General features: G+C 69.4%; 18 protein-coding genes. 7 read left to right on the forward strand and 11 right to left on the reverse strand.

Features of this window, described 5'->3' with window-relative positions; all coding sequences use genetic code 11:
* Position 1: 1 nt before the first annotated feature.
* Positions 2-1,003 carry a GDSL-type esterase/lipase family protein gene (locus tag FKR81_RS10610; protein ID WP_146350828.1) on the forward strand — a complete coding sequence of 334 codons (1,002 nt, stop codon included), beginning with the start codon at positions 2-4 and terminating at the stop codon, positions 1,001-1,003.
* Here FKR81_RS10610 and FKR81_RS10615 read toward each other — a convergent pair.
* The 5 genes from FKR81_RS10615 to FKR81_RS10635 all read right to left on the reverse strand — a co-directional run bounded on the left by FKR81_RS10615 (position 970) and on the right by FKR81_RS10635 (position 5,977).
* Positions 970-1,503 carry a GNAT family N-acetyltransferase gene (locus FKR81_RS10615; RefSeq protein WP_235921445.1) on the reverse strand — a complete coding sequence of 178 codons (534 nt, stop codon included), beginning with the start codon at positions 1,501-1,503 and terminating at the stop codon, positions 970-972. The genes FKR81_RS10610 and FKR81_RS10615 overlap by 34 nt on opposite strands.
* Entirely contained in the window at positions 1,470-2,552 is a 1,083-nt protein-coding gene (locus tag FKR81_RS10620; protein WP_146351176.1) for a carboxylesterase family protein, read from the reverse strand. The genes FKR81_RS10615 and FKR81_RS10620 overlap by 34 nt, the downstream gene beginning before the upstream one ends.
* On the reverse strand, positions 2,549-4,639 hold the full coding sequence (locus FKR81_RS44945; protein WP_146350830.1) for a hypothetical protein: 2,091 nt from the start codon (positions 4,637-4,639) through the stop codon (positions 2,549-2,551). Before FKR81_RS44945 ends, FKR81_RS10620 begins: the two co-directional genes overlap by 4 nt.
* Positions 4,640-4,871: 232 nt before the next feature.
* Complete coding sequence (locus FKR81_RS10630; protein WP_146350831.1) at positions 4,872-5,561, reverse strand: hypothetical protein; 690 nt, start codon at positions 5,559-5,561, stop codon at positions 4,872-4,874.
* Positions 5,558-5,977 (reverse strand): YchJ family protein, encoded by a 420-nt coding sequence (locus FKR81_RS10635; RefSeq protein WP_146350832.1) that lies wholly within the window; start codon positions 5,975-5,977, stop codon positions 5,558-5,560. Before FKR81_RS10635 ends, FKR81_RS10630 begins: the two co-directional genes overlap by 4 nt.
* A 56-nt stretch (positions 5,978-6,033) precedes the next feature.
* Here FKR81_RS10635 and FKR81_RS10640 point away from each other — a divergent pair, with 56 nt between their 5' ends.
* Positions 6,034-6,588: a DivIVA domain-containing protein gene (locus FKR81_RS10640; protein WP_146350833.1), complete on the forward strand. Its 555-nt coding sequence runs from the start codon at positions 6,034-6,036 to the stop codon at positions 6,586-6,588.
* 63 nt (positions 6,589-6,651) lie between these two features.
* Here FKR81_RS10640 and FKR81_RS10645 read toward each other — a convergent pair whose 3' ends face one another.
* Positions 6,652-7,263, reverse strand: a complete 612-nt coding sequence (locus tag FKR81_RS10645) for a TetR/AcrR family transcriptional regulator (RefSeq protein WP_235921447.1) — start codon at positions 7,261-7,263, stop codon at positions 6,652-6,654.
* A 124-nt stretch (positions 7,264-7,387) separates the two neighbouring features.
* Here FKR81_RS10645 and FKR81_RS10650 point away from each other — a divergent pair, with 124 nt between their 5' ends.
* Positions 7,388-8,341 (forward strand): alpha/beta hydrolase family protein, encoded by a 954-nt coding sequence (locus FKR81_RS10650; RefSeq protein WP_146350835.1) that lies wholly within the window; start codon positions 7,388-7,390, stop codon positions 8,339-8,341.
* Between the two features lie 4 nt (positions 8,342-8,345).
* Here FKR81_RS10650 and FKR81_RS45965 read toward each other — a convergent pair whose 3' ends face one another.
* The 4 genes from FKR81_RS45965 to FKR81_RS10670 form a co-directional block, all read right to left on the reverse strand.
* Entirely contained in the window at positions 8,346-12,113 is a 3,768-nt protein-coding gene (locus FKR81_RS45965; RefSeq protein WP_146350836.1) for a DNA gyrase subunit A, read from the reverse strand.
* A gap of 18 nt (positions 12,114-12,131) precedes the next feature.
* Complete coding sequence (locus FKR81_RS10660; protein ID WP_146350837.1) at positions 12,132-14,183, reverse strand: DNA gyrase/topoisomerase IV subunit B; 2,052 nt, start codon at positions 14,181-14,183, stop codon at positions 12,132-12,134.
* A gap of 79 nt (positions 14,184-14,262) precedes the next feature.
* Entirely contained in the window at positions 14,263-14,550 is a 288-nt protein-coding gene (locus tag FKR81_RS10665) for a hypothetical protein (RefSeq protein ID WP_146350838.1), read from the reverse strand.
* 15 nt (positions 14,551-14,565) lie between these two features.
* Positions 14,566-14,802 (reverse strand): hypothetical protein, encoded by a 237-nt coding sequence (locus FKR81_RS10670; protein WP_146350839.1) that lies wholly within the window; start codon positions 14,800-14,802, stop codon positions 14,566-14,568.
* 588 nt (positions 14,803-15,390) lie between these two features.
* Between FKR81_RS10670 and FKR81_RS10675 the strand changes: the two genes are divergently transcribed.
* From FKR81_RS10675 to FKR81_RS10690, 4 genes are read left to right on the forward strand one after another with little or no spacing between them, the layout of a single operon-like run.
* Positions 15,391-16,560 carry a pyridoxal phosphate-dependent aminotransferase gene (locus FKR81_RS10675; protein WP_222598219.1) on the forward strand — a complete coding sequence of 390 codons (1,170 nt, stop codon included), beginning with the start codon at positions 15,391-15,393 and terminating at the stop codon, positions 16,558-16,560.
* A gap of 17 nt (positions 16,561-16,577) precedes the next feature.
* Positions 16,578-18,185 carry a DUF4331 domain-containing protein gene (locus FKR81_RS10680; RefSeq protein WP_146350840.1) on the forward strand — a complete coding sequence of 536 codons (1,608 nt, stop codon included), beginning with the start codon at positions 16,578-16,580 and terminating at the stop codon, positions 18,183-18,185.
* A gap of 15 nt (positions 18,186-18,200) precedes the next feature.
* A complete protein-coding gene (locus FKR81_RS10685; RefSeq protein WP_146350841.1) occupies positions 18,201-19,496 on the forward strand; it encodes a tetratricopeptide repeat protein in 1,296 nt (431 codons plus the stop codon).
* A complete protein-coding gene (locus FKR81_RS10690; protein ID WP_235921448.1) occupies positions 19,493-20,866 on the forward strand; it encodes a nickel/cobalt transporter in 1,374 nt (457 codons plus the stop codon). The genes FKR81_RS10685 and FKR81_RS10690 overlap by 4 nt, the downstream gene beginning before the upstream one ends.
* A gap of 25 nt (positions 20,867-20,891) precedes the next feature.
* Here the strand turns inward: FKR81_RS10690 and FKR81_RS10695 are convergent, their stop codons facing one another.
* The gene (locus FKR81_RS10695) at positions 20,892-21,689 is read right to left on the reverse strand and encodes an anti-sigma factor family protein (protein ID WP_146350842.1); all 798 of its coding nucleotides are present in this window, start codon (positions 21,687-21,689) and stop codon (positions 20,892-20,894) included.
* Positions 21,690-21,823 lie beyond the last annotated feature (134 nt).

Here is a 21,823-nt window from a genome sequence, read left to right on the forward strand (position 1 = left end):
GATGCGACGCGTTCTCACGGTACTGGTCGGGGTTCCCCTGCTCGCGATCCTGCTGATCGTGAGCGATCACCCGTTTCCGCCGCCCGCCGGGCCGGGTGGCAGCGCGGACACCGTGCTGGTGGGGCTGGGTGACAGCACGATGTCCGGCGAGGGCGCCGGTGACTACGAGCCGGGCACGAACGGCGAGAACAACAACTGGTGCCACCGCTCGCGCAACGCCTCGGTGCTGAAGACGGCCGCGGACACGGATCGCGCGGTGAACCTGGCGTGCTCGGGGGCGAACTCGGAGAAGCTGCGCGCGGATCAGATCCCCGCGCTGCGCCAGCTGGCCGCGCGATCGCGGGTGACCACGATCGTCGTCGCGATCGGCGCGAACGACGACCCGCGGTTCTCCGAGGTGCTGAACAAGTGCGTCGAGGCGTGGGTGCGGCGCGCGGACTGCGCGACGGCGTGGGCGCGCGAGTGGCAGACGCGCGTGCAGAGGATGGTGCCGAAGGTGCAGAACGCGCTGAACACCGTCCGCCAGACCATGCGCGACGCCGGCTACCTGGACTCGTCGTACACGCTGGTGGTCCAGTCGTACGCGGCGCCGGTCGGTCCGGGCCTGCCCGCTCGCCTGCAGAACCTCTCCGGCTGCCCGCTGCGCTCCAACGACGTGAAGTGGGTGCGCGACAACGCGGTGTACGACCTGTCACTCGGCCTGCGCACGGCGGCCGAGAAGACGCACGCGCGTTTCCTCGACCTGGCCCGCGCGGGCGAGCAGCACGAGGCGTGCGTCGGTGGCTCCGACGCGTCGTCGGAGTGGTTCAACCGCCTGGCCGTCGACTGGGACGGCATCCGCGACGACAACCGCAAGTCGCACGTGCTGCAGGAGTCGTTCCACCCCAATGCGCGCGGTCATGCCGAGATCGGCCGCTGCCTCACCGAGTTCCTGGCGACCTCGTCGGCCGCGGCGTCGTGCGTGCCCCGTCAGGACGGGACCTTGGGCCTCTCCACGGAGTGAGCCCACTCCTCGTCGAGCATCGCGAAGACCATCTCGTCGGTCCACTCGCCCTTGACGAGCTCGTTGCGCACGAAGTGCGCCTCACGCCGGAAGTTCAACCGCTCCAACAACTTCCGCGACGCGTCGTTGCGTCCGTCGATCCGCGCGACGAGTCGGCGATAGCCGCGTTCGGAGAAGCCGAACCGCACCAGCTCCCTGACCGCCTCCGTCGCGAACCCGTGGCCTTGGTGGGCCGGGTGCAACACGTAGCCGAACTCGGCGTTGCCGTGTTCACCCGGCCAGATACCGATGTCACCGATGAGCTCGCCGGTGTCCCTGCGGATGAGGACGAAGCTGTCCCGGTCACCCGTGGTCGCGCGGGCGATCCACTGCTCGGTCTCCTCGAGGCTGCGCGGATCCTCGTACAGGTAGGTCGTGACCTCGAGCAGGGACTGGTAGGAGTGGCACGCCTTCGCGTCGTCCGGGGTCAGGGCGCGGATGTCGAGCCGTTCAGTCTGCACACCTCGGACGGTACCCATCCCGGGTTCCCGGTTCGCGCGAATTTCACCCACGCGCGGCTGACGTCGCTGTCGGCGAACATGGACGGCAGATCGGCGCCGTGGCCGCCGGGAAACGTCGCCTGGTGGGCGTTGCCGTGGTTCTCGGCGAGCCTGCGGGTGGGTTCCCGGAACAGCGCTTCGTCCTCTTCGGACGTGTGGCACGCCAGGAGCGGGATGGTGCGGTCGAGCCGGCCCTCGTGCGGCTTCGTCTCGACGACCGGCTGGTAGAGGGGTTCGGCCAGCACGTCCTCGGTGATCGCGTCGCCGGTGCGCACGGCGGACTCGGGCGTGCTGGCGTCGATGCGCGCCGCGATCGCCTTCGCGGTCTCCTCGTCGAAGTAGCGGCCGGGCATGCTGTGCGCGATCGCCTTGTGGAACAGGCCTTTCGGGTGCTGGAGCAGGCAGGCCACGAGCTGGGCGCCCGCGGACTGGCCTGCGACCGTGACGTTGCCGGGGTCGCCGCCGAACTCGTGGACGCGGTGCCGGATCCAGCGCAACACGGCCTCGACGTCGAGGAGCGCGCGGTTGTGCGGGGCGCCCGGCACGTGGCCGAAGCCCTCGAAGCCGATGCGGAAGTTGCACGTGACGACGACCAGGCCCATGTCCGCCAGCGCGGTGCCGTCGTACTCGGGCTGCGCGGAGGAGCCGAACGTGTTCGCGCCGCCGTGCAGCCACAGCAGCACCGGCCGCCCGCCGGCGGGCAACGCGTCGCTGGTGGGCAACGCGTCGCGGGGGTCCCCGCCAAGGGGATCCCTTGATTTGATCATCCCAGGCGACACCGACAATTCCGGGCCACCAACCGACGGTTCCAGGGCAGTTGTCCACAGGTTGAGGGTGAGGACGTCGGTGTCCCCCGGCCGCCACACCGGCGCTCCGTCGAGTTCCGCCGACTGCGGCGAGATGGGCCCGAACGCACCACGGGCAACGCCGTCGAGCACCAGCTCGGGCGCGCGGAACCGCCGTTCACCGAAAGGCGGTTCCGCGTAGCGGATGCCGAGGTGCGCGGTCAGGCCTCCACCGCCGCGGTCCGCGGAATCGCGCGCAGCGCCGACCCCGCCCGCTCCAGCTGCGACAGCACGCTGGGCCGCATCGCGGCGATCTCCTGGTCGGCCTGCGGACCGGCCAGCTCCTGCAGCACGACCTGCATCGGCTGGTCGTCCTCCTGCTCGATCACGGCGAGCACGCGGAACGCCGTGCCGGGCGGGAAGATGACCCGCTCCTGCGTGGCGATCGCGACCCGGTCGGTCACCTCGACGCGCCGGCCGCTGACCGACCACACCAGGTACTCGGTGCGGCCGTCGACGCGCTGCGCCGGGTGCGCGCTGGTGTCGAGCAGGCCGTGCTCCACGAGCACGTCACCGGTGCGGTAGCGCTTCGGGCCCGTCGGGCCGGACGCACCCCAGCACACCGTGACGCCGTTGTGCAGCGGCAGCCGCGACAGCGCGGACACGATGCACGCCACGTACGGGCGCAGCCTGCCGAGCCGTCCGATGCGCAGCGTCTCGGTGACCATCTCCTCGTCCTGCGACAGGCACGACACGAGCGCGGTCAGGTCAGTGACCATCGCCTCGAACGCCTGCGGGTCCTCCTCGCCCTCCTCGCGCTGCGCGAGCAGCCGGCACACGGTCGCCGCGTGCGGGGCGTACCGCTCCCCCAGCGCGCGCCGGACGGCGTCGCGCTCGGTCTCCGTGCTGCGGTGGTCCGGCAGGACCATCTCGCGGTCGCTCGGGGTCTGCGGCGGCACCTCCCACGACGCCAGCGGCACCGGCGCGAGCGGGCCGTCGAGGCGGAAGCGCCACTCCGGCCACTCGATGACCTCCTCCTCAGGCTCGGACACCGCGGCATGCGCGGGAGCCGAGTGCTGAGGCAGGGGTGCCGGCTGCTCCTGGCGGGGCACCGGCGGAGGAGGCGGAGGAGCGGGCGCGAACACCGGCATCTCCGGCGCGCGAACCGTCGAGTCGCAGAACACGACCCGCAGCAGCTTGCGCACCTCGGGCTCCAGCCGTTCGACCAGAGCCGCACCGGACACGGCCACCGCGCCGGGCGTGGTCCGGCCGGGCGTGCCGACGGTCAGGCGCGCCCACTCCGGGTCGACGGGCTGCGAGCGGACCTCGGCCGCGTTGAACGGCTCGGCGGACTCGCGCACCCACAGACCGGACGGCACGACCTCCAGCACCACGCCGTCGCCGAGCCCGAACACACCGGGTGCGACCTCGTTCAGTCCCTGCACCGGCGGGCGGTAGCCGGAGACGACCGGCACCTCCTCGAACGGCGAGCAGCGCACCTCGGTGACGAACGGGCGCCACGTCTGCTGGCCGCGCGGGTCGACGGCCACGACCGCGGCACCGGGGCCGTTGCGCAGGTTGCCCACCGGCAGGCCGGTGTACATGAAGATCGACTCACCGAGCTGGTCCGCGACCAGCCTGCCGACCGCCGTGTCCGTGCCGTACGGGACGAGCCGCACCCGCGACCGCGCCGCGAACGGCAGCGCGGTCAGCAGACGGCACACCTCGTCGGTCGGGATGGGCGCCTGGCCCGGCCCGCCGACGACGACGGTCAGCACGTTGTCACGGCACGGCAGCGCGACGATCGGACGCGCGTCCGGCGCACCGGGGTCGAACGCGGGCTGCTGAGCGCGCAGCCACAGCCCGGCCGGGATCGGCTCCGAGATGCCCACCTCGCCCGTCGGCCACGGCGAGTTCGGGTCCATCGCCTCCCACTGCGGCACCGGGAAGCGCCTGCCGAACGGCATCGGCGACGCGCCGGGCAGGAACTTCAGCCAGCTGCCGTAGCCCTGCGTCCCCACGACGAACGCGGCACCCGGCACGGTCGTCAGCACGCCGTCCGGCGCGACGACCTCGGTCTGCAGCTGGTCGGCGAGCCACTGGCCGGGCGCGGTCGGCCGCATGCTGCCCGCGTGCGACACCGCCACCCGGACCGGTCCGCGACCGCCGAGCGCGGTGGCGACCGACGGCCAGAACGCGTTCTGGTCCGCGGACGGGAAGTCCACGACCACGACCGTCCGGCCCCGGTCGACGGGCATGGCTCTGGCCAGCGCGCTAGCCGCCTGGGACGGTCCCTCGGGAGGACCGATCACCAAAGTCGCACCCACGAAGTTCGCCGAGTACGTAGCCCTCACTGGCTGGGGCTCCGGCGGCTGCTGTTCGGCGGGTTGAGACTGCTGCTGCGCTGCTTGGCTGCCGTGGGCGGCACGTCGGCCCATCAAGCGCCCGATCACCTCCAGGCCATCCCGTCCACTCGCCCTTTCGGATCAGTCGAGTAACGGCCTGCGATGCTACCGAGCCGTCACCCGGTCGTGTTATTTGGCGTCATCCGATCGAGATCCACACCGCTTTCGCGACACCGCACACCTGGCCGTCCGAGTTTACGATCGCCGATGCTGACCAGGCCTTTCGCCCCTCGCGGCCGAGTGCCCACGCGAGCAGCAGGTGATCGGCGTCCAGCGCCACAGGGTGCTCCAACCGAGCTGTCAGCGTCCCCAGAACGTGTGCGGGTCCCCCGTCCGGAGCAACGGGCTGCGCGGAGGGACAGTCGAGCGCCGCCCAGACGACCTCCGGCGCGACGCGGCCGCCCTCGTGCGGCAGCAGCGGGCCCGGCCGCCACACGCCGGCCCACAGCACGTCGTCGACCTGCCCCAGCAGCGCGCCGACGGCCTCGCCGGGCGGGCGGTCCGGACCGCAGCCGAAGCACGTCGGGAACGGGTGCTCGGTGCGCGGCGGCACCGCGGCCGCGGCGGCTCGCGCCTCGTCCAGCGACGGGAGCTTCGGCAGCTCGAACTCCAGGTCAGCGGGCTCGGCCCTGGCCACGACGACGTCGCCTTCGCGCAGCTCGGCCGCGGCACCGTCGAAGTGCACGTGCAGCGGTGTCTCCAGCGGCGGCGGCACGCGCAGGCGCACGGACACCGCGTCCCCGGCGTCGACCTCCTGGGCGAGCAGACCGGCGACGTAGCCGCCGTTGCCGGAGCCCGGCGGACCGTTGAACCGTGCCGCGATCTTCACCGGTGCGTCCCCTCGAGGTAGACCCATTGACCGCCGTCGCGCACGAACCTGCTCACCTCGTGCACCACACCGTCCGTCGACTGTGCACGGAACTCCACCGTGCCCTCGTTCTGCAAGAGCCCACCGCCCGACGTGCCCAGAATTTCCAGCCCGGTCCACCGCTGACCTGGGTCGAGGTCGAGGTCCGACGGCCGCTTCGAAGGGTGCCACGTGCGCAGCAGGTAGGCCTCGTCCGCGACGGCGAACGCGCTGTAGCGCGACCGCATCAACTGCTCCGCGGTGGCGGCGGTGCGCTCGCCGGAATGCAGCGCTCCACAACAGTCCGCATAGGACTGATTGCTGCCGCAAGGACATTTCTCGTCTCGATTTCGCACAACGTCAATTGTCGCCCATCGCTTTTTCCCGAACCGATCCATCCACCAGTACGTACTCCCCACCAAGACGACACGTGGGAGGCAGAGGAGGCAGACCGGTGACCGTCGAGAGCAGGACAGAGCTCGTACCGCTGCGAACGTGGTTCGGGTTGCGATGGCGCGGGTACGACCGCACGGAAGTCGACGACTACGTCGCGGAGCTCGAAACCGACCTGCGGCTGGTGACGGCCGACCGGGACGCCGCCGAGGCGCGGGTGGAGGTGCTGGCCAACAGGCTCAAGGCGCTGCAGGAGGAGAACTCCGTGCTGCAGGAGGGACTCCACCGCATCTGCCTGACCCCGATCGACCCCAAGGGACTGCCCGAACGACTCGCCCGCATGGTCCAGCTGGCCGAGGAGGAACGCCGCGAGGTCGTGCGGGACGCGCAGATCAAGGCGCTGATGATCGTCGCGGAGGCCGAGGCGCGGCAGCACGACCTGGAAGACGAGGCCGCGGCCAAGCGCGAGGAGGCCAAGGAGGACTTCCGGCTCGCCATGTCGCTGCGCCGGGCCGAGGCTCTGCGCGCGCTGGCCGAACTGCGGGACATCGCCATGGACGAGGCCGCCCGGATTGTGGCCGAGGCCAAGCTGGAGGCGTCGGTCATCGTCAGCTGACGCGCATTTTCTCCGAAAGCCACCTTCACCACGTCGAGTGCGGTGAAGGTGGCTTTCAGCGTCTTACCGCTTTCCAGCGTCGACATCAGGTCGCCGCAGGCCCTGGAGGAGCAGTTCGACCAACCGGCGCGGGTCGTAGCGCGGGTCGCTGTCACGTCCGACGCAGAGGTTTCCGATACCGCGCATCAGTTCGTAGGCCTGCGTACAGGGCCGGATCTCGCCTGCCTCGACCGCGGCGTCGAGCAGCCGCGTGCAGACGGGCACCAAGCGGTCGAGGAAGTAGGTGTGCAGCGCTTCGAAGCCGCTGCTGTCCGACTGCAGCGCGTTGGCGAGGCCGTGTTTCGTGACCAGGAAGTCGACGAAGAGACCGACCCACTGGCGGAGTGCCGCGAACGGGGAGTCCGTGCCGGCGAGCAGGGCAGGACCGGCCTCGGCGCAGGCCTCGACCTGGTGGCGGTAGACGGCGACGACGAGATCCGCCCGTGTCGGGAAGTGGCGGTAGATCGTCCCCATCCCGACACCGGCCTTGGCCGCGATCTCACGGATCGGCGCGTCGACGCCGGAGGTGACGAACACCGCGGCGGCCGCGGCGAGCAGCGTCTGCTGGTTGCGCACGGCGTCGGCCCGCTTGCTCCTGACCGGCACCTCCCCCGACGACTGGCTCGGCGTGGACACCCGCGCTCTCCTTCCGGACGGCGTTGACAAAGCGGAACACTGCTCCGTATCGTTCCGGAACACCGCTCCGTTTAGAGCGTAACCGAAGCGCGACGCCCCGGCCCAGCAAAGGGAACCGCACATCATGACCGAATCGACTCACGACCCCCTCAGCCCGCCCACCCCTGTCCTCTCCGTGAGTCCGGTGGTGCTGCCGGCTCCGGGCCGCAGCGTGGACCTGCAGGTGCGGGTCTCCGCGCCCGTGACCGGGAGCGGGCTGCCGATCATCCTGCTCTCCCACGGACAGGGCTACTCGAACCACCTCTCCTCGCTGAACGGCTACGCCCCGCTCGTCAACTTCTGGGCGGCGCACGGCTTCGTCGTGATCCAGCCGACCCACCTGAGCTCGACGACGCTGAGCCTGAGTCCCGACGACCCCGAGGCTCCGCTCTACTGGCGCTCGCGAGCCCAGGACATGACGCGCATCCTCGACCGGCTCGACGACATCGAGGCCGCCGTCCCGCAGCTGCTCGGCCGCCTGGACCGGAGCAGGGTCGCCGTGGCCGGGCACTCGATGGGCGGGCACACCGCGAGCCTGCTGCTGGGCGCGCGACTCACCGATCCCCACGACGGAACAGTGGTGAACCTGGCCGAGCCCCGGATCAAGGCGGGCGTGCTGCTCGCTGCGCCCGGCAGAGGAGGCGACGCCGTCACCGACTTCGTGGCCGAGAACTACGCCTTCTTCGTGTCGACGGACTTCTCCGCGATGTCGACGCCCGCGCTCGTGGTCGCCGGCGACAAGGACACCTCCACCCACCTGACGGTGCGGGGCGCGGAATGGCACACCGACCCGTACTTCCTCTCCCCCGGACCCAAGACCCTGCTCACCCTGTTCGACGCGGAGCACGGGCTGGGCGGGGTCTCCGGGTACGACGTCGCCGAGACCACGGACGAGAACCCCGAGCGAGTCGCCGCGGTCCAGCGACTCACCTGGGCCTACCTCCGCACGGAGCTCTACCCCGGTGACTCCGCCTGGCCGTCAACGCGTGACGCGCTGACGGCCGGACCCCACCCGCTCGGACACGTCGAGTCCAAGTAGGCGGCTAGTTGCGTTCGATCAGGTGGCCCACCACGTCCGGACCCGGATGCGCGTGACCGGAACCGTCACGCCGGGGATCGACCTCGGGCAGCTCGACCGGCGTGCCGTTCTCCGACGCGCCGGCCGGGCGCGAGCCGATCCACGCCAGCACCAGGTGCGACTCGCCCTTGAGGAAGCGCTGCGAGCGGACACCGCCCGTGGCGCGTCCCTTGGCCGGGTACTCGGCGAACGGCGTGACCTTCACGCTCTGGCCGGACGAGGTGACGACCATCGGCGAGCCGTGTTCCTCGTCGTCCGTGCGGATCGCGGCGAAGAACACCGCGTGCGCGTCACCGGACAGGTTGATGCCCGCCATGCCGCCGCCCTTGAGGCCCTGCGGACGCACGAGCTTCGCGTCGTAGCGGAGCAGCGACGAGTCGGACGAGACGAACGCCATGGTCTCCGAGCCGTCGGTGAGCCAGGTGGCGCCGATGACCTCGTCGCCCTCCTTCAGGCTGATGACCTCGAACTCGTCGGAGCGCACCGGCCACTCGGGGGCGCACACCTTCACGACGCCCTGCCGCGTGCCCAGCGCCAGGCCCGGTGAGTCCGTGTCGGTCAGCGGCGCGATGCCGAGGACCTTCTCGCCCTTCTCCAGCGGCACCAGCTCGGACGCCGCCATGCCGCCGCGCAGCGACACCGTGCCGCTCTGCTCCGGCAGCACCGGCAGCGGCAGCACGTCGGTCTTGAAGCCGCGGCCGAGGTTCGTCACCAGCAGCACCTGGCCGCGGGCGGTCGAGTGCACGACCGCGGAGACCGCGTCGTGCTTCACCCGGCCCGCGCGGCGTTTGCCCTCGGAGACCTCCTCCGACTCCGCCGCGGTGCGGGCCACGAGCCCCGTCGCCGACAGGATCACCTGGCACGGATCGTCCGCGACCTCCAGCGGCCCGGCCGGCTTGGACGCCGCCAGCACCTCCTTGAGGTCGCCGTCGATGAGCGACGTGCGGCGCTCGCCGCCGAGCTCCTTCGCGACGGCCGCGAGCTCCGAGGACACCAGCTTCCGCAGCACCGACTCGTCGTCGAGGATCGCGGACAGCTCGGCGATCTCCTGGCGGAGCCTGTCCTGCTCCGCCTCCAGCTCGAGCTTGTCGTACTTGGTGAGGCGGCGCAGCGGCGTGTCGAGGATGTAGGTCGCCTGGATCTCGGACAGCTTGAACTGCTTCATCAGGCCGTCCTTGGCGGCCTGCGCGTTCTCGCTGCCGCGGATCAGCCTGATGACCTTGTCGATGTCCAGCAGCGCCAGCAGCAGGCCCTCGACCAGGTGCAGCCGGTCCTCGCGCTTGCGGCGGCGGAACTTCGTGCGCCGCGTGACGACCTCGTAGCGGTGCCTGAGGAAGACCTCGAGCAGCTCCTTGAGCCCCAGCGTCTGCGGCTGGCCGTCGACGAGCACCAGGTTGTTGATGCCGAACGACTGCTCCATCGGCGTCAGCCGGTACAGGTCGGCGAGCAGCGCCTGCGGGTTCACACCCACCTTGCACTCGATGACCAGCCGCGTGCCGTTCTCGCGGTCGGTGAGGTCCTTGACGTCCGCGATGCCGGTGAGCCGCTTGGACTTGTTGACCTCGTCGGTGATCTTCTCGATGATCCGCTCCGGCCCGACGCCGTACGGGATCTCGACGACGGTGATCGCCTGACGGCCTCGACTGCCCTCCAGCGGGCCGATCTCGACCTTGGCGCGCATGCGGACCACGCCGCGCCCGGTCTCGTACGCCTTGCGCACCTCGTCCAGGCCCAGCAGCTGGCCGCCGGTCGGCAGGTCCGGCCCCGGGATGAACTCCATCAGCTTGTCGAGGCTCGCGTCCGGGTGCGTGATCAGCCACCGCGCGGCCGCGACCACCTCGCCCAGGTTGTGCGGGATCATGTTCGTCGCCATGCCGACCGCGATGCCCGACGTGCCGTTGACCAGCAGGTTCGGGAACGCCGCCGGCAGCACCGTCGGTTCGAGCAACGAGCCGTCGTAGGTCGGGCGGAAGTCGACTGTGTCCTCGTTCAGCTCACCGGTGAGCTGCATCGCGGCGTGCGACATCCGGGCTTCGGTGTTGTGGTTGACGAACCCGCCGGCGAGGAACGAGTGGTCCTCCGTGACGACCCGCACCGAGTACACCTCGGCGGGTTCACCCGACTCGATCCCGGTCACCGCTTCGAAGCGGTAGCCCGAGTCCATGATGGGCAGGATCGTGGCAAGGATTTCAGGATCCTTGATTCGATCGATGATCCGCAACCGCTCGGTCTCCCACCGTTCGATCCGGTCGAAGTTGTGCTGCGTCAACCACTTGCGACCGCTTCCTCGGCGATCGAAGTCGAGAGAGTTGCGCACGAAATCGGCCACGAACGGAACAGCGTCCTGACTCAACCGGTGTGGACGCAGCGGCGAGCGGCTGAGCAGCTTCTTGAGCTTCGCCTGCTTCGTCTTGAGGAATCCGACCCGTTCGGCGAACGCGGTGACGTTGCGCAGACCCGACACCACGAGCCGGTGCTCGGTCGACCCGCTCGGCCGGACGTAACGCCGGTGCACAGCGATCACACCGAACTCCGCCAGCAGCTCCTGGATCTCACCGGCAAGCCGCTCGCTGTACGACGTGTACTGAATGGTGAACCCGTCAGGAGCGACACGACAGCCACCGTCACCCTCGAAGACCGCCATCAGGAACGCCCGCTTGACTCCCCAGCCGCCGTTCCACACGAACTCGGGCACGAACTTGTCACGAGCCTGGTGGCCTACGAACTCCGCCAACGGGCTGGCCCTGAACGCGTCCATGCCACCGGCGCATTCCTGGACGTCGATCTCCTGGATCCTCTTGCGATCGCGACGGGTCTCGCGCTCGGAGACATACCGACGACCACCCACGATCTGGTCGTACGCGTGGAGCACCTCACCGAAGAAGTGCTCGTCGGTGTTGTTGAATCCAGCTCGGGTCTCGCTGGCCCAGCCCTCGGACGCCCAAGCTCCACCCAGCACTCCGAGCATGTACTCGCGTGCTGTCGGGATGATCTGCGACCACGCATTGCGCGCGATGCAGACGACAGCACCAGGCTGGAGCTCGTCGAGCCGCCGCCACTGGAACAGCGGCACACCCATCGGGGCTTCCAGGCACAGCACGAGGTGGTTCTCACTGCCGCGCAAAGAGAAACCCGACTTGGTGGTCATGCGCAACGTGGGGTGCACGCCGGAGTTGAAGACTTTGTCAACCCGGACGGCCTTGCCGTCCTTGTCGAGGACCTCGAAGTCCGCGTCGGCCTCCGAATCAGCGGGCAGGTTCACCAGGTCGCCGATTCGTGCGCTGGACCCGTCAGCGAGCCGAACTCGGGTGTCACCCACCACGCAGTACCGCGAGGCGGCCGGACCGTCGTCTGGGCTACCGAAGTTACCGTGCCCATCGATCAACGGCTCGTTGAGCGAAAAGTCCTGTGCCATGCGGACAAGCGCGTCGTAGATCGCTGTGTCGCCGTGTGGATGGTACTTGCCCATCGCATCACCGACGACGCGCGAACACTTCACGTAAGGGCTGGTCGGCCTCTGCCCGTTCTCGTGCATCGAGTACAGGATGCGGCGGTGCACCGGCTTCAGGCCGTCCCGCGCGTCCGGCAGGGCGCGCGAGTGGATGACCGAGTAGGCGTACTCGAGGTACGAGTCCTCGATCTCGGTCTTCAGCGAGTTGTCCATGACCTGGGCGCCCGCGCGATCGAAGGCGGACGGGTCGACCTTGGTCGTCGTTCCCTTGCGGCGTGCCATTGCTCAGTGACTCTTTCTCTACAGGTCGATCGCGGACTGGTCGACGCGGGACGCGGACTCGACGAGCCAGTTGCGGCGCGGCTCGACCTTCTCGCCCATCAGCAGCTCCAGCGCTTCCTCGGCGGCTTCGGCGTCATCCATCGTGATGCGCCGGACCGACCTGGTCGCCGGGTTCATCGTGGTCTCCCACAGCTCGTCCGCGTCCATCTCGCCGAGGCCCTTGAACCGCGGCACGGGCTTGACGATCTGCTTGCCCGTCTTCTCCAGCTGGGCGACCTTCAGCTCCATCTCGCGCTGGGTGAAGGTGAAGATCGTCTCCGCGTTGCGGCCCTTGGTCATCACCTTGTGCAGCGGGGGCATCGCGGCGAACAGCCTGCCGTCCTCGATGACGGGGCGCATGTACTTCGCGAACAGCGTGATCAGCAGCGTGCGGATGTGCGAGCCGTCGACGTCCGCGTCCGCCATCAGGATCACCCGGCCGTAGCGCATCGTCGTCAGGTCGAACGTGCGGCCGGTGCCCGCGCCGAGCACCTGCACGATCGACGCGATCTCCGCGTTGCGCAACGTGTCCGCGAGGCTGGCCTTCTGCACGTTCAGGATCTTGCCGCGCAACGGGAGCAGCGCCTGGTACTCGGACACCCGAGCCATGCGCGCCGAACCCAACGCGCTGTCGCCCTCGACGAGGAACAGCTCTGACCTGGAGATACCCGTCGTGCGGCAGTCGACGAGCTTCGGCGGCATCGCGGCGCCCTCGAGTGCCGTCTTGCGGCGCGCGGCGTCCTTCTGCTGCTTCTGGGTCAGCCGGACGCGTGAAGCGTCGACGACCTTCTGCAGCACGGTCTTGGCCTCGACCTTGGTCTTGCGGTCCTCGGTCCACGCGCGGACGTGCTGGTCGACGACGCCCTGCAGCACCTTGGTGATGCCGGTGGTGGACAGCTCGTCCTTGGTCTGCGACGTGAACTGCGGCTCCGGGATGCGGACGTGCACGACGGCCGTCATGCCCTCCAGCACGTCGTCGAGCGTCGGTGGGTCTTCCTTCGGCTTCAGCAGGCCGCGGGTTTTGGAGATCGCGTCCTGCACGGCCTTCAGCACGGCGCGGTCGAAGCCGCGGCGGTGCGTGCCGCCGTGCGTGTTGCGGATGGTGTTGGTGAAGCACTCGACGGTGCGGTCGTAGCCGGTGCCCCAGCGCAGCGCCACCTCGACCTCGGCGTGACGCTCCACTTTGGACCGCATGACGCCGTTCTCGTCGGCCGCGTTCTCCTGGTACGTACCGGACCCGGTGATCAGCAGCGTGCCGGACACCGGGCGGTCGCCGGACGGGGCGAGGAAGTCCACCATGTCGGACAGGCCGTTCGGGTAGTGGAACACCTCCTCGTTGATCGCGTCGTCCAGCGCGGTCTTCAGCACGTACGTGACGCCGGGCACGAGGAACGCGGTGTTGCGCAGCTTCGCGCGCACGCCCTCGACGTCGAGCGCGGCGCCGTTCTCGAAGTAGCGGGCGTCGTACCAGTAGCGGATCGAGGTGCCGGACTTCTCGCCGCGCTTCATCTTGCCGGTCACCTGGAGACCGGACTGGCGGGTGAACTTCGCCTTCGGGCCGGGTGCGTCGAACACGCCGGGAAGCCCGTGCGCGAACGACATCTGGTACACCTTGCCGAGCTGCTTCACGGTGACGTCGAACCGGTGCGACAGCGCGTTTACCGCCGACGCGCCGACGCCGTGCAGGCCGCCGGACGTCTTGTAGCCGGAACCACCGAACTTGCCACCCGCGTGCAGCCGCGTCAGCACCAGCTCCACACCGGACAGACCGGACTTGGCGTGCACACCGGTCGGGATGCCGCGACCGTCGTCGTCGACCTGGACGCTGCCGTCCGCGTGCAGGGTGACGACGACTCGCGTGGCGTGACCGGCGATGCCCTCGTCGGTCGAGTTGTCCACGACCTCGGTGAAGAGGTGGTTGATTCCCCGGCTGTCGGTGGAGCCGATGTACATGCCGGGCCGCTTGCGGACCGCTTCCAGACCTTCGAGGTGCGTGAGGTCGTCGGCCCCGTACAGGGTCTCAGCAGTCACAGGGGTCCTTCTCCCAGGTGGTGGTGTGGATGCCGCCAGGGTATCCGGCAGCACCGACAGTTCCCGGCATTGAGGTGCATCACCTTAGGAATTGACCTGGTGTGCACTTCACAAACGCCGGGGCGGACGGGCCCGTGTGGTCCACTGTCCAGTCGTAGAGCGAGTGGAACGACTCTCCGTGACCGGCTGCTTCCCTGTTCAGGGCACGCGGGTCGGTCGACGGCCAGCGCCCGGTGGAGATGCGGTCCTCCAGCACGCGCAACGCGGTCAGCTCCTCGGCCGCGGTGTGCGTGCAGTGCCCCGCGCGGCCGACGAAGAGTTGACGAACGTCACGTGCGCGGCTGATGTTCGGGCCCAATCGTGTCACCGACCGGGTGCAGCGTCACCACCGGGCCCCACGACCGATCAACGTGCCGTGGGACGACAGCCACGAGACCGCTGACGCGTCCGCGGGCACGCGTGCGGCCGCACCCAGGCGGTCCAGGTCGGCGCCGAGGTCCAGGCCCGCCTCCCGGTAGGCCGCCAGCACCAGCGGACGCTCGGTGGCCAGCATCAGCTGACGCCGGTAGTCCACGCCGGTGTTCCAGCCGGGGTTGCACGGCGACCTGGCCCGCGACATCAACGGGACGCGGCTCGTGGGCCCGTGACCAGCCCGGCACGCTGCCCACCGCGCCCGCGAGCGCGAGCCGGGCCCTGCCGGAGGGCGTCTTCACCGCCTCCGCGACAGCCGCAACCGACCCGCACATCGACAGGGTCCCGTCGATCCGCCGCGGGTTTCGCGCGCCGATCACGGCCGAGGCGAGCGCCAGCAGCTCCGGCTTGGCGGCCGGCTGCGCCACCAGCGCGGGTTCGGCGGGTGTGCAGCCGTCCGGACAGGAACCGTGGCTGTACAAGAGAACGGTGCCGTTCCAGCGCGCCCGTGTCGCAGCGGAACTGCGCACCCTCGATCTGTCCGGTGTGGACGGTGACGGGGGCGGTGACCGGAACGGGCGCCTCCAGAGCCACCGCGAGCATCAGCTGAGTGATCATGGGAACCAGGCTCGCGGACCCCACACCTGGGCACATCCGACGTCAAGCGGCATCGGTGTGCGCAAGGTTGCGCAGCGAGACCGCTTCGAGACCTGGCCGCAACCCCGCCGTGAACCGACCTGATCGACCGCACGTATGCCCGAGTGAGTTCGGACCCCGACCAGGACGGAGTGATCGCGTGCGGCACGGTGTGGACACAGGTCTCTTCCAGCAGACCGCGCACAGCCCGTCCTACTTCGAGCTGACCAGGCACATGGGCGAGGGCACGCGAGAGCTGGTGGACTTCTGCATCCCGTGCAACCCGTACTTCCCCACGCCGGACATGTTCAACACGCTGGCGAAGAACCTGGAGTCCGTTCTCAAGTTCTACCCCAGCGACGCGACGAAGATCGCTAACCAGCTCTCGCACGTGCTGCGGCTCAACCCCGCCACGATCGCGATGTCGAACGGGTCGACCGAGCTGATCACGTGGATGGACCACCTCTGGATCCACGACAGCGTCGCCATCCCGATCCCCACCTTCGGGCGGTGGACCGACCAGCCGATGGAGAACTCCAAGCGGGTGGACATGTTCCTCCTGCAGGAGAGCGACAACTTCGAGCTGGACATCGACGCGTACATCAAGTTCATCCGCACTCGCGGGTCGCGCGTCGCGGTGCTGTGCAACCCGAACAACCCCGACGGCGGCTACCTGCCCCGCCGGGAGATCGTCCGCTTCATGGACGAGCTCGCCGACCTCGACCTGGTGGTGATCGACGAGTCGTTCATCGACTTCGTCGAGGTGGAGCGAAACCCATCCGTGGCGGCGGAGGCGTCGATCAGGCCGAACGTCGTGGTGCTCAAGAGCCTCGGCAAGAACTTCGGTCTGCACGGCATCCGCTTCGGTTACCTGGTCGCGAACCCCGGTCTCGCCGGGAAGATGCGCCGGACCCTGCCGAAGTGGAACCTCAACTCGCTCGCCGAATCCGTTGTCTTCATGCTCAAGGAGCACGCCGAGGAATACCACGAGAGCCTTCAGCTGTTGTCCCGTGACCGCTACCGGATGGGCATGGAGCTTTCCCGGCTGCCTGAGATGACGGTCTTCTCGTCGCAGGCGAACTTCCTGCTGGCCAAGCTCGCTCCCGGCATCGACGGTGGCGAACTGCGCGACTTCCTGGTGCAACGGCACCAGGTCCTCATCCGCGAATGCGGCAACAAACTAGGCATGAGCAGCCAGTTCGTCCGTCTGGTCGTCCGACCGGAACAGGACGTGGCCCGGCTCGTCGAGGGCATCCGGGACTTCAGCAAGTCCCGGTGGTCCGACCACACCGACCACCAGGTCCCCTCGCTGATCATGCACAGCGCCTGAAACTCGGAAGGAAAACCATGTCAACACCGCACGTACTGGCCGGTCGGCGCGGCCAGTTCGCGGCGACCGCGCTGGTGGCCGCCACACTGCTGAACGGAGTCCTGTTCGGCGGCGGCCCGTTCTCGGCGGTGGCGTCGAGCCACCGCGAGGCCCCGCTGATCGCCAACGACCCCGCGGTGGACAACACGGACCTCTACGCGTTCGTGAGCCCTGACCACCAGGACACCGTCACGATCGTCGCGAACTTCTCGCCGTTCCAGGAACCCAACGGCGGCCCCAACTTCTTCCCGTGGGCCACCGACGCGCAGTACGACGTCAACATCGACAACGACGGCGACGCGCGGCCGGACCTGACGTTCCGCTGGACGTTCGAGACCGATGACCGTCGCAAGAACAAGACGTTCTTGTACAACGACGGCCAGGTCACGTCGCTCGACGACGAGAATCTGCTGTTCAGGCAGAAGTACAAGCTCGAAGTCATCGACATGCGCAACAACAAGGCGAAGCTGGTCTACAACGGCAAGGTCGCGCCCTCCAACACCGGTGCGGCGTCCATGCCGGACTACAAGGCGTTGCGCGACCAGGCGATCACGCACCTGCAGGGCGGCGCGAAGGTCTACGCCGGCCCGGCCGAGGACGCGTTCTTCGCGGACCTGCGCGTCTTCGACCTGCTCTACGGCGGCAACCTGAGCGAGGTCGGCCAGGACACCCTGCGCGGCTACAACGTCAACACGCTGGCGATCCAGCTGCCCAAGCAGCTGCTCGCGCTGAACGGCAAGGCCGACAAGAACCCGAACATCGGCATCTGGAGCACCACGCAGCGCCGCTCGATCAAGCTGGAGCCGGGCAAGCAGAAGGCCGAAGGCAACTTCGTGCAGGTCTCCCGCCTGGGCAACCCGCTGGTCAACGAGGTCGTCGCACCCGCAGGTCTGAAGGACGCGTTCAACGGCCTCGAGCCGAAGGACGACGCGAACGTCAAGGAGCTCGTCGACCGGGTCACCGACCCGGAGCTGCCGAAGCTGATCGAGGCGATCTACAAGATCCCGGCGCCGAAGGGTCCGCGCAACGACCTGTCGGAGATCTTCCTGACCGGCGTGACGAAGAAGGTCGGCGCCGAGGTGCTGGACGTCGACCTGAACTCGCAGCTGAACAACCAGGACGTCGACGAGAAGAAGTTCCGGGCGTCGGAGATGCTGCGGCTCAACATGGGCGTGCCCGTGACGGCTCAGCCGAACCGGCTCGGCGTGATCGGCGGCGACCTGCAGGGCTTCCCCAACGGCCGCAGGCTCGGCGACGACGTGATCGACATCGCGGTCCAGGCCGTTGAGGGCGCCGCGGCGTCCGGCAAGATCGTCGACGCGCTCGCCACCGGTGACAAGGTCGACCAGAACGACGTGGCCTTCGAGGGCGCCTTCCCGTACGTGGCCCTGCCGCGCAACGGTGCGGTCAACGCGTCGGGCAACGCCTCGGACGTCCAGGTCGCGCCGGTCGGCATCTCCAGCGCGCTGGACAAGATGGCCATGCCGACCGCGGTCGCGACGGCCGTGCTGTTCGGTGCCGGCTTCTGGTTGTGGCGCAAGCGCCAGAGCCAGATCCGCAAGTACGGTTCGCACTCCGCCCAGTAACGCGTCCGGGAAAAAATGACACACCGAGTCAAGCTGGCCCTCGCGGCGATGCTCGTCATCGCCGCGGGGCTGGCGCTCCTGACCGGCCACCGCGACTCCGACTCTCCCCCAAGCGGAGTCGCGGTGGCCGTCAAGCAGGAGAACCAGATGCACCGCTCGGTCCACGCGCTGCAGGAACGCCTGCACCGGGTGCCGAACGACGAGAACGGCTGGGCGGAGCTGGGGGCCGTGTACGTGGAGCTCTCCCGCGTCACCGCCGATCCGTCCTACTACAACAAGGCACAGGGCGCGCTGCAGAAGTCCGCCTCCATCCGCCCCAACGGCATGGCGCTCATCGGACAGGGCCAGCTCGCCAACGCGCGGCACGACTTCGGCGCCGCCCGCGACTTCGCCAACCAGGCGTTGCAGGCACTGCCCAGCAACTCCGAGGCGCTCGGTGTCCTGGCGGACGCGCTGACGCAGCTCGGTGACGACGCGGGTGCCCAGCAGGCCGTGCAGCGGATGCTCGACGTGAAGCCCAACACCGCGTCGTTCGCCCGCGCCTCCTACCACTTCGAACTGCACGGTGACGTTCCCGCCGCCGAGGACGCCATGCGCCGCGCGCTCACCGCCGCCGCGAACCCGGACGACGTCGCCTTCTGCCGCTACCGGCTCGGCGAGCTCGCCTTCGACAACGGACGACTGGACGAGGCGAGCGATCACTACGACCAGGGCCTCGCGGCCAGGGAGGACGACATGGCGCTCACCCAGGGAAAGGCGAAGGTCGCGGCGGCACGAGGTGACGTGGACGGAGCGCTGGCGGGATACCAGCGGCTCGTCCAGCGCGCGCCGGTGCCGCAGTACGTCGTCGAGTACGCCGAGCTGCTGGAGTCCGCCGGTCGCAAGGACGAGGCCGAGCAGCAGTACACCGTGCTCTCCGAGCAGCAGCGGCTGATGGAGTCCGAGGGTGCCTCGGACGACCTCTCCGCGGCCATGGTCGCCGCGGACCGCGGTGACGGCATGCAGGCGTTGCGCCGCGCGGAGGCCGAGTGGGGCCGCAGGCAGGCCGTGTTCGTCGCGGACGCGATGGCGTGGGCGCTGCACCGCAACGGCCGGGACGCGGAAGCGCTGACGTTCGCGGACAAGGCGGCTTCGCTCGGGTGGCGCAACGCCACGTTCGCCTACCACCGCGGCATGATCCTCGCCGCCCTGGGGCGCAACGACGAGGCCGAGAAGTCGCTCGCCGAGGCGTTGCGGCTCAACCCGCACTTCTCGCCGCTGTACCAGCTCACCGCGGGCCGCAAGCTCGCCGAGCTGCGGGGGCAGCGTTGAGGATCCTCATCGCGAGCGCCTTGGTCCTGGTGGCGTTCTTCTTCCTCACCTCCAAGGCCGAGGCGCACCCGCTGGGGAACTTCAGCGTCAACCACTACCACGGTCTGCACCTGCACCCGGACCGGGTCGACGTGCTGTCCGTCGTGGACGTCGCGGAGATCCCCACGCTGCAGCAGAACCTGAAGTCCCGGTCCGCCGACGAGTGGTGCGGTTCCGTGGTCGGCGGCCTGCGCTCCACCGTGGACGGTTCCGCGCTGCGTTTCACCGTGCGGCGCGCCGAGAAGACCCAGCCGGTCGGCCAGGCCGACCTGCTGACGACCAGGCTGGTGTGCGAGCTGACCGCGCCCGCCGACATCACCAAGCCGGTGCGGCTGGACTTCGCCGACTCCGGTGACGCCGACCGGGTCGGCTGGCGTGAGATCACCGCCGTCGGCACGGACGTCGCGTTCACCGACCCGCCGGTCCCCACCACGAGCGTCACCAACGAGCTGCGCGACTACCCCGAGGACCTGCTCTCCTCACCGATGGACGTGCGGTCGGTGCAACTGCGGGCCGCACCCGGCGAGGGCAGCGCACCGCTGAAGGTGGAGTCCGGTGGCGTGACCACGCTGAACTCGGCCGCCGCGGCGCTGAACGGCATCGTCGGCTCGCGCGACCTCACGCCGTGGCTGGGTTTCCTGGCCGTGCTGCTGTCGCTGGTGCTCGGCGCGTCGCACGCGGCGTTGCCGGGACACGGCAAGACCTTGATCGCCGCCTACCTGGCCGGCCGCGAGGGCAGGCCGCGCGACGCGTTCGTCGTGGGTGCCTCGGTGACCGTGACTCACACCGGCGGTGTGCTGGTGCTGGGGCTGGTCATCAGTGCGTCCAGCTCGCTCGCCGGCGAGAACGTGCTGCGGTGGCTGGGAATCGCGAGTGGCCTGCTGATCACCGTCATCGGTGTTCTGCTGCTGCGGAGCGCTCTGCAGCGCACACCGTCCCTCGTCGGACATGGGCACGGGCACGGACACGGCCATGGGCACGGTCATGGACACGGCCACGGTCACGGTCATGGGCACGGGTACAGCCGGAGCAGCCTGATCGGGATGGGCGCCGCGAACGGGCTGGTGCCGTCACCGTCGGCGCTGGTGGTGCTGCTGGGAGCGGCGGCACTCGGCAGGACCTGGTTCGGTGTGCTGCTGGTGCTCGGCTACGGCCTGGGGATGGCGGCGACGCTCACCGCGGTCGGCCTGCTGCTCGTGAAGGTGCGGTCTCGCGTGGAACACCTGCTGGAGGGTCGCGTGAGCCGGCTGTTGTCGCGGTGGGCCCCGATCGGCACCGCGTCGATGGTCGTGGTGGTCGGTTTCTGGCTGATGGTGCAACCGCTCTGGTGAACGGCGGGTGACCCGCGCAGACGCCTCACGACGTCTGCGCGGTCACGAACCTCTTGCCGTCTTCGTTCTCGATCGACACGGCGGTGACGTCCGCGGGCGGGATCGACGCCGACCCGCTCCCGGTCCAGCCTTCGATCCTGGCCTTCTCGGTGCTGACCCAGCCCTTCACGACCTCGCGCCTGCCGTCCTTGCCGACGACGATGAGCTGGCAGCTCTGGCCCGCGGGCAGCCCCGCGACCTGCACCTGGATCTTCACCCAGCCCTGCATGTTCGTGACGTCCGCGACGAGGTCGACACCGGTCTTGGAGTCCTTGTTGACGAGCCGTCTGGTCGCACCGTCCTGGAGCACGTTGGACGGCGGCTGCGCCGTGGGCGTCTTCTCCGTGCCGGTCTGCCCCATCACGACCGCGCCCGCACCGAACGCCATCGCCGCCACCACGGCGGCGACAGCGATGTACGCGGACTTGCGGCTGCGCCGGTGCTGACCGGGCGCGGCGTCGTCCTCGACGACCTCCGACTGCGGACTGGCGCGCGGCGCGGGGATCTCCCCCCGCGTGGCGCCCTCGCTGCGGATCTGCCGCAGCGCACGCTGCAGCACGAGCTCGGACGGCATGGGCAGGGGCTGCGCCGGGCGCAGCTCCTCGACCAGCGCCTCACGAGGTATCCCGTCGAGCACGCTGCGCACGCGGCTGAAGTCAGCTACCTGCGCGCGGCACTGCCCGCACCAGCTGAGATGCTGTTCGACCCCACGTCTTTCGTGGGCGTCCAGCACGCCGAGCGCGTAGCAGCCCAACGTGACGGAATCGTGTGCGCCTGCTGTCATACGACCTCCCCGCGGCGAAACGGTGACACAAGGAAAACGTGCAGCTGGGAGGGGATGGTTCAGGTTGCGAACGAGTTCATTCCCAAAGCCGCTCTGTATGGCGTTGTGTGACCGTTCAGACCGTCTCGGTAGGC

The organism is Lentzea tibetensis (assembly GCF_007845675.1).
Taxonomy (GTDB): Bacteria; Actinomycetota; Actinomycetes; order Mycobacteriales; family Pseudonocardiaceae; genus Lentzea; species Lentzea tibetensis.